The 12,519-nt window shown below is 53.9% G+C and carries 7 protein-coding genes, 1 tRNA gene and 1 other annotated feature; of the genes, 2 read left to right on the forward strand and 6 right to left on the reverse strand.

Annotated features, from left to right (window positions below; genetic code table 11):
- Positions 1-274: 274 nt before the first annotated feature.
- A complete protein-coding gene (locus NSU01_RS28730; protein ID WP_339302365.1) occupies positions 275-2,812 on the reverse strand; it encodes a collagen-like protein in 2,538 nt (845 codons plus the stop codon).
- Positions 2,813-3,006: 194 nt separating this feature from the next.
- Positions 3,007-3,229, forward strand: a binding site (T-box leader).
- A 106-nt stretch (positions 3,230-3,335) separates the two neighbouring features.
- Here NSU01_RS28730 and argS point away from each other — a divergent pair.
- The gene (argS, locus tag NSU01_RS28735; protein ID WP_076248373.1) at positions 3,336-5,333 is read left to right on the forward strand and encodes an arginine--tRNA ligase; all 1,998 of its coding nucleotides are present in this window, start codon (positions 3,336-3,338) and stop codon (positions 5,331-5,333) included.
- 979 nt (positions 5,334-6,312) lie between these two features.
- Here the strand turns inward: argS and NSU01_RS28740 are convergent.
- Positions 6,313-6,386 (reverse strand) — tRNA-Arg (locus tag NSU01_RS28740).
- A 301-nt stretch (positions 6,387-6,687) separates the two neighbouring features.
- Positions 6,688-7,044 (reverse strand): hypothetical protein, encoded by a 357-nt coding sequence (locus NSU01_RS28745; protein ID WP_042139687.1) that lies wholly within the window; start codon positions 7,042-7,044, stop codon positions 6,688-6,690.
- A gap of 148 nt (positions 7,045-7,192) precedes the next feature.
- On the opposite strand from NSU01_RS28745, the gene asnB reads away from it, so the two are divergent.
- Positions 7,193-9,037 carry an asparagine synthase (glutamine-hydrolyzing) gene (asnB, locus tag NSU01_RS28750; RefSeq protein WP_076248375.1) on the forward strand — a complete coding sequence of 615 codons (1,845 nt, stop codon included), beginning with the start codon at positions 7,193-7,195 and terminating at the stop codon, positions 9,035-9,037.
- 78 nt (positions 9,038-9,115) lie between these two features.
- Here the strand turns inward: asnB and NSU01_RS28755 are convergent, their stop codons facing one another.
- The 3 genes from NSU01_RS28755 to NSU01_RS28765 form a co-directional block, all read right to left on the reverse strand.
- On the reverse strand, positions 9,116-10,567 hold the full coding sequence (locus NSU01_RS28755) for a serine hydrolase domain-containing protein (protein ID WP_076248378.1): 1,452 nt from the start codon (positions 10,565-10,567) through the stop codon (positions 9,116-9,118).
- A gap of 416 nt (positions 10,568-10,983) precedes the next feature.
- Positions 10,984-11,820: an aldo/keto reductase gene (locus tag NSU01_RS28760; RefSeq protein WP_076248381.1), complete on the reverse strand. Its 837-nt coding sequence runs from the start codon at positions 11,818-11,820 to the stop codon at positions 10,984-10,986.
- A gap of 206 nt (positions 11,821-12,026) precedes the next feature.
- On the reverse strand, positions 12,027-12,485 hold the full coding sequence (locus tag NSU01_RS28765; protein WP_039297676.1) for a cupin domain-containing protein: 459 nt from the start codon (positions 12,483-12,485) through the stop codon (positions 12,027-12,029).
- Positions 12,486-12,519 lie beyond the last annotated feature (34 nt).

Below are 12,519 nucleotides of genomic sequence, written 5' to 3' on the forward strand. Positions count from 1 at the left end.
CGGTGCGCCTACTGCGGACTAGGCATTTCCTCTGTCAGAGATTCTGAAGAGGTCTGCTTGCCGAGCTGGCATTGTAGTCCATTGCCAAGCGGCATCCATGTGATTACTTATGATACAATAAGCTGCCCTAACTATACTGGGGACAGCACCCTGTTTGTGAGGCAGGGATCAAAACGCCTGGTAAGTTTAAGCAGCCCGTCACCGACAATCCATCGGTGACGGGCTATTTAGCTTTACTGGAATCCGAATATCTCTGAATTCTACTCTGCCAAGCTTAGTTTATTTTTTGAATCAGGATAGAGGCGTTGGCATTGGCTTGTGTTCCGCCTGACAGCGTCTGCAGCGTAATTGCCGCTGAACTGGAATGATTGCGCAGAGTCAGGGAATCTCCCGCTGCCGCTACAACAATCACCATTCCGGGATTGGCCTGAGTTCCGGCGCCGGAACCATATGTGGCGCCCGCAACAGAAGTACCATTTTGAAAAAGCGAAAATTGATTAGGCTCAACTCCCGTTGCGTTGAACCAGACTGCATAATCTCCAGCAGTACCTATAGTAATCACAGAGCTTCCTGGCGTGTGTGTAATCGCCCCAATTATGGGACCATTATTACTAAAAGTAACATCGGCCTCCAAAGGAACCGTTTGGGCAGCCAAATTATAAATATACGCATACTCGGAAAGACCAGCCGGACTGGTTCCTGTCGCACCTGTGATGCCCGTCGCACCTGTAACCCCAGTCGCTCCTGCTGTGCCTGTCGCACCTGTAACCCCAGTTGCGCCTACTTCGCCTGTCGCGCCTGTAACCCCAGTCGCTCCTGCTTCGCCTGTCGCACCTGTAACCCCGGTCGCTCCAGCTTCGCCTGTCGCACCGGTAACTCCAGTCGCGCCTGCTTCGCCCGTCGCACCTGTAACCCCGGTCGCTCCTGCTACGCCCGTCACACCCGTAACCCCAGTCGCGCCCGCTATGCCTGTCGCACCTGTAACCCCAGTCGCTCCTGCTTCGCCTGTCGCTCCCGTAACCCCAGTCGCTCCGGCTGTGCCTGTCGCACCTGTAACCCCGGTCGCGCCTGCTACACCCGTCGCACCTGTAACCCCAGTCGCACCAGCTACGCCTGTTGCACCTGTAACCCCGGTCGCTCCTGTGATGCCCGTCGCACCTGTACCCCCAGTCGCTCCTGCTTCGCCTGTCGCACCTGTAACCCCGGTCGCGCCTGTGATGCCCGTCGCTCCTGTAACCCCAGTCGCTCCTGCTTCGCCTGTCGCTCCCGTAACCCCAGTCGCTCCGGCTGTGCCTGTCGCACCTGTAACCCCAGTCGCTCCTGCTGTGCCCGTCGCACCTGTAACCCCAGTCGCTCCGACTGTGCCTGTCGCACCCGTAACCCCAGTCGCTCCTGTGATGCCCGTCGCACCTGTAACCCCAGTCGCGCCCGCTATACCCGTCGCACCTGTAACCCCGGTCGCTCCAGCAATACCTGTCGCACCTGTACTCCCAGTCGCTCCTGCTGTGCCTGTCGCTCCCGTAACCCCAGTCGCTCCTGCTACGCCCGTCGCACCTGTAACCCCGGTCGCTCCAGCAATACCTGTCGCACCTGTACTCCCAGTCGCTCCTGCTGTGCCTGTTGCTCCCGTAACCCCAGTTGCTCCTGCTATACCCGTCGCACCTGTAACCCCAGTTGCTCCTGCTACGCCCGTCGCACCTGTAACCCCAGTTGCTCCTGCTACGCCCGTCGCACCTGTAACCCCAGTCGCACCAGCTACGCCTGTCGCACCTGTAACCCCAGTTGCTCCTGCTTCGCCCGTCGCTCCCGTAACCCCAGTCGCTCCTGCTACGCCCGTCACTCCCGTAACCCCAGTTGCTCCTGCTACGCCCGTCGCACCTGTAACCCCGGTCGCACCAGCTACGCCTGTTGCGCCTGTAACCCCAGTCGCTCCTGCTGTGCCCGTCGCACCTGTAACCCCAGTCGCTCCTGCTATACCCGTCGCACCTGTACTCCCAGTCGCTCCTGCTATACCCGTCGCACCTGTAACCCCGGTCGCTCCAGTAATACCTGTCGCACCTGTACTCCCAGTCGCTCCTGCTGTGCCTGTCGCTCCCGTAACCCCAGTTGCTCCTGCTATACCCGTCGCACCTGTAACCCCAGTCGCTCCTGCTGTGCCTGTCGCACCTGTAACCCCAGTCGCACCAACTACGCCTGTCGCACCTGTAACCCCAGTTGCTCCTGCTACGCCCGTCGCACCCGTAACCCCAGTCGCTCCTGCTACGCCCGTCGCACCTGTAACCCCAGTTGCTCCTGCTTCGCCTGTCGCACCCGTAACCCCAGTCGCTCCTGCCGTGCCCGTCGCACCTGTAACCCCGGTCGCACCAGCTACGCCTGTTGCACCGGTAACCCCGGTCGCTCCGGCTGCGCCTGTCGCACCCGTAACCCCGGTCGCGCCTGTGATGCCCGTCACTCCTGTGGTAGCTCCCAGGAGTTCAGCAGAAACCAGGCGGTGTGGCGTTACTAAGCCGCCTGAGCTATTTTTTCCCCAGACTGAGATTTGCACCTGTTCATCAATGGTTCCTGAAGTGACAAAAATAAACTCAAATGCATCCAGATCCGCATAATACGTGGTTGTCATTACCTGATTAGGCAGTACATTCAACGTTTCACTGACATATAGCGTGCGGGTTCCATCCAGATAGTAACCCTCTACCGTCACCAAGGAAGACATGGTATCACTTCGGTTATCGATTTTGACCGTGACCTGCTGGGTAGGTCTTAGCCCGCCTACCGCATTATTTTCAATCGGTCCTGTAGATAAAAAGCTCATCTTGAGTTCTCCTCTCCGAATATTTTAATAATGATAACAACTTACTATATTCGAGCCATCACTGGAGGTGTGGACAAAGCCGGATATCTATTGCAAATACCGGATGTTATGGGTTGCATTTTCCGGAAACAAGGTTCCGCTTGACATTCCGCTATTGCTTTCTTCCAGAAATTCGCTATACTGATAAAAATCATATTGAATCAATGACCGGGAGAGTAATGGCCCTGAACCCTAGTCCCCAGCGAGCCGGGAGAGTGTAAGCCGGTACAGATCAGGATTATGAAGCGCACCCGTGAGATGGACTTCTGAACCTTAAGAGTAGGAAGCCCCGGCTAAAGACCGTTAACCTGCAAGGTGGTTGAACTGTATGTTCAGCAACGAGAGTGGTACCGCGAGCGCATAAGCCTCGTCTCTTTTGAGACGAAGGCTTTTTTTGTTGTTTTTTCACCTTACGGACCCTTGAAGTCTTCCGCCCTCAGCCACTGCTTACACCATTCACAACTATTTCGGGAGGTACTTATTCATGTTAAGCGAGCTAATTAAAGACAGTCTGGAACAATGTATTCACAAAGTATCTGAAGAACTGGGAGTTCCCGGCAGCACTCACGTAAAAGCGGCTCTGGAGCAGCCTGCGAATGCGGAGCATGGGGACTATTCCAGCAATATTGCCATGCAGTTGGCCCGCACCCTGCGCAAAGCCCCGGCCGTCATCGCAGAACTGATCATCGCCGAGCTGAAGTCATCGGGCTCCGTAAACGGACTGCTGCAGAGAATCGAGGTTGCGCCGCCGGGTTTCATTAATATGTACATCGATTGGCAGGTGTGGGCCCAGACTGATTTTGCAATTCCGCAGGCTGGCGGTGAGAAGGTTATTGTAGAGCATACTAGCGTTAATCCGAATAAGAGCATGCACATAGGACACCTGAGAAACTCCTGTATCGGGGATGCACTGGTTAGAATTTTGAGAAAAACCGGCTATACGGTCGAGGTACATAACTACGTGGATGATCTCGGCAATCAGCTTGCAGATACTGTAGTCGGCCTTTTGAATGTCCCGCTTGCCGGGGAGCATGTCCGTTTCGGAGATTACTGCTGGGATATTTACGCTGAGATCAACAAGGAGTACGCGGAGCATCCTGAAAGTGTAAATAAACGGACTGAAATTCTTCACGCGCTGGAAGAGGGGCATGGCAATACCGCCTGGATTGGCAACCTTGTCGCCGGACAGATTGTAAAAGAGCATGTGGAGGAGATGCGCAGCTTCGGCATTCACTACGACCTGCTTGTTTGGGAGAGCAGTATTCTGAAGGAAGGCTTCTGGTCTTCTGCCTTTGACCTTCTGTCGCAGACAGAAGTGTTCGTTCAGGAGAAGGAAGGCAAGCTGGCCGGCTGCTGGGTGCTGAAGCAATCCGCTGGCACTGGCGCACAGGAGACACAGGAGACAGAAGAGGAGCATCTGAAGGATAAGGTGCTGGTGCGCTCGAACGGGATTTTGACCTATACGGCCAAGGATATCGCTTATCATCTGTGGAAATTCGGCCTCTTGGACAAGGACTTCGCCTACAGTGAATTTGGCAGCGGGCTGTGGACGACCGGCTTGAGGGGTGAGACGCTGCCTTTTGGACGCGCAGACAAGGTCGTGAACGTGATCGACTACAGACAGGAGTATCCGCAGGCGATGGTAAAGCAGGCCTTCCAGGCACTGGGCTACAGCGAGCAGGCGGATCGGCTGCATCATGTAAGTTATGGTGTGGTTTCGCTAAGTCCGGCTTCCGCCGCTGAACTTGGTATTGATACCTCCGCCGGCAAAAGCTCCTACGCCATGTCCGGACGCCAGGGCATCGGCATCAAGGTTACCGAGCTGGTCCGGCTTATGGAGCATTCCATTGAGGCTACCCGTTCCGACAAAAACGGCCTGTCCAGCCGGCTCATCGCCACCGCTGCCATCCGCTACTATCTGCTGCGCTTCAATCTGGGTACAGAGATTGTGTTTGATTTCAAACAGGCCATGGAGATTTCCGGCAACACTGGCGTTTATCTGATGTATGCCTATGCCCGGGCAAGCCGTGTGCTCAGTAAAGGCAGCGCCTTGGCGGAGAGAGGTACCGGAAATAGCGGCGGCAACGAGCATGGCGGGAGCCGGGAGTACGGGGGGCACGGGAATAGCGGGGATAACGGGAGCAGCAAGCATAGCGCGAGCAGCGGGCCTGACGGGAGCAACGCGCATGGCGGGCTTCCGCTCTTTCCGCCGCAGCTTGAGGCAGCCGAGCTCGCCCTGCTGAGACAGCTCAGCCTGTGGCAGGATACCCTATATACGGCAAGCCGGGAGCTTACGCCGAATACGATCTGTAACTATGCGCACAGTCTGGCCGTACTGTTCAGCAATTTCTACTCCGGCTGCCCGATCCTCAAAGGAGAGGCTTCCAGCGTAGCCTTCCGTCTATGGCTAACCCGGAGCTTCACCGATACTTTAGGCGAGGCGCTGGATGTACTCGGTCTGCCTAAGCCGGAGCGGATGTAAGCTGGGACGAAGAAGCGGTAGAGAGTCCCGCATAGTTCAAGTAGGGCTTATAGTAGATAACTGTACTCATCGGGTGAAAATGATGTTGGTTACTTGGGGGATCGCTGTAGGCGAGCGGGGGTTTGGGTTTGAGTAACAATAGTAATAGTCTAGCGGATGGCTGTACAAAGAGTGACTTGAATGCTCAGACAGCAGGGATTTCCAGGAAAATTGTCTGCACTGTGCAGATGAAGTCTTCTGCTAAGCTATGCGGACTCAGATAACGCTATTTGGCGAAAAAACCTGTTTTTCTGACCGATGCGGACTCAGGGGTCCTTATATTGCAGTTTGGAGCTAAAAATGAGGAAACGGGTTAGTTAACGACATCTGAGTCCGCATAGACTGCGAAATGATGTGATCCGCCGAAATAAGATCACCTCAGTCCGCAACGCTGCTTCTAAACGTGAGGGTCCCGCTTCAAAGTAATTTATGCTTGGGTATCCCCGCTGCCGCCCGGCTTCTCATCCTCCGGACGACAAAACAGCCTTCCCGAAGGAAGGCTGTTACTTGACGTCCCGGAAGGGATACAGCCAAACTTCGGCTGATTGCGATGTATTCCTATCGAAGCTTAACCTCCAACGTCCCCGCTGCCGCCCGGCTTCTCATCCTCCGGACGACAAAACAGCCTTCCCGAAGGAAGGCTCTTACTTGACGTCCCGGAAGGGATACAGCCAAATTTCGGCTGATTGCGATGTGTTCCTATCGAAGCTTATGCTCCAACGTCCCCGGCTGGCGCCTAGGGTTCTCATCCCCCCGGACAACAAAACAGCCTTCCCGAAGGAAGGCTGTTACTTGACGTCCCGGAAGGGATACAGCCAAATTTCGGCTGATTGCGATGTGTTCCTATCGAAGCTTATGCTCCAACGTCCCCGGCTGGCGCCTAGGGTTCTCATCCCCCCGGACAACAAAACAGCCTTCCCGAAGGAAGGCTGTTACTTGACGTCCCGGAAGGGATTCGAACCCCCGACCGTGCGCTTAGAAGGCGCATGCTCTATCCAACTGAGCTACCGGGACAAATGAAGAATCATGAAACCTAAAGCTGTAAAGATCATATGTATTAATGCAACGTTATTTATTATACCTGAATCACAGAATTTATCAAGACTAAACTCTCCCAGCCGGCAAAAGAAGCCCCTACATCCCACCGTGCAGGCGACTTCTGATCAGTCCATGAGATTTCCCGATACACAAACCCCAATAAAAAAGAAGCCTCCCGCATCCTGAATGCGGCAAGCTTCCTGCTCTATGGCCCATCCTATAGGTTATTGGTTGGTAATTGTGCAGTGAAGCTTCGAAGCAAGAGGTCCCGCCGGAATCAAGAGTACTGCCTGAAATGCTCACCCAGCTGCTTCTTGAGCTCTCCGAAGATCAGCAGCTCACGCTGGAACTTGGACCGTTCATCCTCCGGGCTCATTACAGTGCTGCCGGTGAAGCCGTTGACCGTCACATCCTTGAAAGCATCATGCAGATTGTTATCAAACCAATCGGTGGCGGTGTCCGCGTCATTCGTCAAAATACGGACAATTTCGTAACCCTCCTCACGCTGGTCCTCAACAATATACACCAAAAGTGCTGAATCGCCCACAGCTCCAGGCAATACGCCAACCTCTGCGCAAGGTGCTCCGTCATACTCGGTCATTCTGCGGATTTTGGCGTCTTTAATGTAATACACTTGTCATCCATCCCTCCTGGCAAATTTCCCTCTCCCCTAGTGTTCGGATAAGGACATACATTTTATCCCTTCCTTCGGCATATATCTGTATTACTTGGCAAAAAAGAAAGGACAGACAACAATCGCACAAAAGAGAGGATGAACCAACATGTGCGGAATAACCGGATTTGTCCAGTGGCGCGGTGATCTTACAGGGCACTCGCAACTGCTTGTCAGAATGACTGAAACTTTAGCGAACCGCGGACCGGATGCAGCCGGAACCTGGATTTCAGGACCCATTGCCTTCGGACACCGCAGACTCAGCGTCATTGATCCCGAGAACGGCGCACAGCCGATGATTGCCCGCCATGACGATAAGGTGTATGCAATTGTGTATAACGGCGAGCTATATAATGCCCCTGAGCTCAAAAAAGAGCTGAAGCAGCGCGGCCATCATTTCCTCACAGAATGCGATACCGAGGTACTCCTGCATGCCTATATCGAATGGGGACCGGACTGCACGGAGAAGCTGAATGGCATCTTCGCTTTTGCCGTCTGGGACAGCTTGCGCGATCAGGTCTTTCTGGCCCGCGACCGCCTGGGCGTGAAGCCTTTGTTCTACAGCCAAGTGGACGATGTCTTCGTATTCGGGTCCGAGCCGAAGGCGCTGCTGCAGCATCCCAAAGTCCAGCCGAAGGTTGGACCGGAAGGCCTTGCCGAAATCTTCATTATCGGTCCGGCCCGGACACCGGGACATGGTGTATACAAAGATATATTCGAGCTTCGTCCAGGTCATGCCATGATTTATAGCCGCAGCGGTATCCGTACCTACGCATATTGGAAGCTGGAGAGCGACCAGCACACGGATAACGTGGATGAAACGGCAGCCCGGGTGCGGGAATTACTCCAGGATACGCTGGAGCGCCAGCTTGTTTCCGATGTTCCGGTCTGCTCTCTGCTCTCCGGCGGACTGGACTCCAGCGCCTTAACTGCGCTTGCCGTAGATTATTACAACCGGACCGGCCAAGGCCGGGTTGATACCTACTCGGTGGATTATGTAGACAACGACAAGCATTTCAAAAGCCATTCCTTCCAGCCCGGAGCCGACGGCCCCTGGATTCAGCGGATGATCGATGAACTGAATACGAACCATCACTTTATTGCTTTTGATACACCTGAACTGGTAACAGCGCTCGACAACGCCCTCTACTCCCGCGATTTGCCGGGGATGACCGATGTGGATTCATCACTTTATTTATTCTGCCAGGAGATCAAAAAGAAGGCGACTGTCGCTATCTCCGGCGAAGCGGCAGATGAAATTTTCGGCGGCTACCCCTGGTTCCACCGTGAGGAGATGCTGTCTTCCGGCACCTTCCCCTGGTCGGTAGCACCCAAAATGCGTGCCAGTCTATTGTCGCCGGAAATGAATGAGTGGATACGTCCGCTGGAATATTTGGGTGACCGGTACAGCGACGCCGTGGCCGAGGTGCCGAAGCTTGACGGTGAGACCGGCAAACAGGCGCAGATGCGCGTCATGTCCTACCTCAACATTACCCGCTTCATGCCTACGCTGCTGGACCGCAAGGACCGGATGAGCATGGGCGTGGGCCTGGAGGTACGCGTTCCTTATTGTGACCACCGCCTGGTGCAGTATGTATTCAATATTCCCTGGGAGATCAAGACCGTAGGCAACCGTGAAAAAGGCATCCTGCGCAAAGCACTCGAAGGTGTACTGCCGGACGATGTGCTCTACCGCAAAAAAAGCCCGTACCCTAAAACACATAATCCTGCCTATCTGAACAAGGTGCGCTCACAGGTACTGAGTATACTGGATGATCCTTCTTCGCCAATCCTTCCGCTGATTGATCCGGCCAAAATCCGGGAAATCGCCGCATCACCGGAATCCTCCAGCAATCTGCCGTGGTTCGGCCAGCTGATGTCCGGCCCGCAATTATTCGCTTATCTGGCCCAGGTAGATCTGTGGCTGCGGAAATACAATGTCTCCATCGGCTAATGCCAAATAGATGTGAACATGCCCGTCAAGACCGTATAGCATACGTTCAGGCGGGCATGTTTTTTACATTAATATGAACTAAGCCTGTACAAGCCCGCCTACAGCCGCATACTCCGGGATATTAAGCGAAACGTTAATATTGAACCGGAATTCCAGCTTGTTGTCCTCAAAAATAATCGTGTACGTGACCACATAAGGAGTCTCAATGTAGTACAGCGCAAGCTTCAGCGTGTCCCCAGCCAGCCAGTTCGCGTAAGTGACTACCTGTTGCCGGTGTAACGAGAGGTCTTTGCTAAACACATCCTCCGTCCATACCGGTTTGCTGAAATCGAATGGCAGCACATTGTCCCGCTGATCGCCATACACCATTTGCAGCTTAAGCAGCGTGTTATTCCTGGTAAAAGATATCTCCCGCAGCCCGTGGGGATTGCTGCTGATCTGGTATGTACCGCTGAGACCATACATCAGCCATTTCTCCGAAAAAGACTGCTGCGCCACAGGTAAGGCTGAAGTACTCCAATCGGACAATAGCTCCTGCAGACCGGCGTTATCCCCGGAATCCGGCAGCGGACTGCCTCCAAGCGTATCAAAAATATGCTCAAAAATCAGATCCAGCAATACCTGCAGCCGGTTCATACTCCCGAAGCTTGCCGCCACAGCAATGACTATATTCTGCTCCGGAGCCACCAGACACAGCTGTCCAAAAGATCCGTCTCCCCGGTAGCAGCCCCTACGGCATAGATGAAATTGGTAACCATAGCCCTGCGCCGAGTCAATCCGCTGCGCTCCGGCCCGGTTGTCGCTCTGCTCACTTGTAGCACGCTGTATGTACTGCTCCGATACAATTCTCTGCCCGTTATATATGCCTTTATTCAGCAGCAGCAGGCCAAACCTGGCTACACTTTCTGTAGACAGGCTGAGTCCCATCCCGCCAGCAGTGATTCCCTGCGGACAAGTCTCCCAGGATGGTCTCGGGATACCCAGTGGTCCGAACAAACGCGGCATCAGGTAATCGACCATACTTTGCCCGGTCACCCGTTCGAGGATGGCCGCCAGCATATAGCTGGAGGGGGTACTGTAGCGGTAATAACTTCCCGGCTCATGCTCAACCTGCTGGGCGAGGAAGGCGGTGATCCAGTCCTGTTCCTTGACTACAGCAGGATAAATATCTTCATGATGGCCCGCATTCATGGAGAGCAGATGATGCACTGTCATTTGCGCCAGATTAGAAGACACAGCTTCAGGCAGCTTGTCCGGGAAAAAGGAGATCACCGCATCCTCCAACTGCAGCAATCCCTCGTCCCAGGCAATGCCTATGGCTATAGAGGTAAAGCTTTTGCTAAGTGAATAAAGCAGCTGCGGGGTATCCGGACGGTACGGCATCCGGGTAAACTCTGCCGTAACCTTGCCGCCTTGCAGCAGCATGAAGCTGTTAACCTCAAGCCCCCGCTCCCTGACCTCCATGACAAAACGGCTTAAAGCCTGCGAAGATAATCCATGCTTCTCCGGATAATCTCTTATCAATTCCAACGTTGTGCCCTCCCATTGATTCCTTCTTTTCTCAGCATAAAAGCCGGGGCAGCGGATGTCGATGAGCTTTGATGTCTTGCCATTGGATTGTTGTCCTGCTTTTAAAAGCAAAGAGCAGGCCCCATTAGAGCCTGCTCCTTTCTTTATACGCCGCCACCCATAGATTGAACTAAGAGAAAACCAATAAAAGATGATCGTACAGAGGGGAATTTTGGAACTGTAGGAGCGTCAGCGACCGCCTGAAAGCTTTCCGAAGGAAAGCTCGCAACGGAAGCATAAGCAGTCCCCGGATTTCTACCGCTTATAGCGGTATGAATCAAGAAATCTGGGGACAACAGCGGCCGGAAGTCCAAATATTCACCGCAGTTACGGCCAACATCTAAATTGTAAACTGTTCTTCGTCAATCTATCCCACCTCAGAAATTGAAATTATCCGGGTCCGGGCCGAAGCGGTGATTCTGATTCAGATCCTCAATGGCCTTGACATCGTCATCGCTGAGGGTGAAGTCGAAGAAGCCGGCATTCTCGATGATCCGCTCCGCATGCACGGATTTCGGAATCGTGATAACCCCCTGCTGCAGGTCCCAGCGCAGGACAATCTGCGCCACGGTCTTGCCGTACCGCTCCGCCAGCTCCTTCAGCAGCGGCACATCCAGGTTCCCCTGCATCAGCGGGCTCCACGCTTCCAGCTGAATGTCATGCTCCCGTGTATATTTCAGCAGTTCGCGCTGGGTTAGCAGCGGATGGAACTCGACCTGGTCAACCACAGGTACAACACCGCTGTCATCGATGATATCCTGCAGATGATGGGTCTGGAAGTTGCTGACGCCGATTGATTTGACCAGGCCTTCCTTTTGCAGATGAATCAGTGCTTTCCAGGTCTCTTTATATTTGCCGGCAACCGGCCAGTGAATAAGGTACAAATCAATCTGCTCCAGACCCAGCTTCTTCCGGCTGACTTCAAAAGCCTTCAGCGTAGATTCATAGCCCTGATCAGGATTGCGCACTTTAGTGGTGATAAACAGCTCTTCACGGGGTACCCCGCATTCACGGATAGCTTGTCCAACGCCTTCTTCATTGTTGTACCCGGCTGCCGTATCAATGCTGCGGTACCCGGTCTCCACGGCAGCTTTCACTGCCTGGATAACTTCATCGCCATCCTTGGTCTGCCATACGCCAAGACCCAGCCAGGGCATGGTCACTCCGTCGTTCAAGGTAGGCCCGCCTGTAAATGGTGCGTTTAATTGACTCATATGTTTACCCTCCAAGCCTAATTTGAGTTCATCAAGCATCCTTAACCTTAAAAGCGCCTTCATAATCATCCAAAATCAGAATCAGTATAACAGATAGGAGCAAAGCCGCCAAAAGTGGCAAAAACATGTCCGGTCATCGTTGGCTGCTTCGGATAAAAAATGGAGTACAGCCTATTCTCCGGCTGTACTCCATTTCATTCCTGCTCTTATTTCTTGTCAATCAGCTTGAAATCATCAAAGTGGAACTCCGGTGATACGATGCAGGAGACCAGCACCGGCTCTTCACCCAGCGGACGGGCTGCCTGCCATACTCCGGCAGGAATAACTACCTGCGGCTGCTGGCCTGCGGCGATGTCCAGCCCCAGAATCACTTCCGTCACGTTCTCCGGCTGTTCACCGCTGCCGCCCAGGCTTAGCACAATCGGACTACCGGAATGATACAGCCAGATTTCGGAGGACAGCACAGTATGCCAATCCGAAGTCTCGTCAGCATGAAGCAGGAAATAGATCGAGGAAGCTGAAGCACGCGGCCCCGAATAGCTTCCGCCCAGAGTCTCCTGGGGAATCTCGAAGGATGAATTCCAAAGTCTCTTGTACCATCCGCCTTCAACGTGAGGCTGCAGCCCCAGCGTTTCTACGAGCGGTGAAATCTCTTTTTGCGTCACAGTATCTTCTCCTTAAAGTTTTGCGTAGCAAAAC

This window comes from Paenibacillus sp. FSL H8-0259 (genome assembly GCF_037963255.1).
In the GTDB taxonomy this organism is placed as follows: Bacteria; Bacillota; Bacilli; order Paenibacillales; family Paenibacillaceae; genus Paenibacillus_AQ; species Paenibacillus_AQ phytohabitans.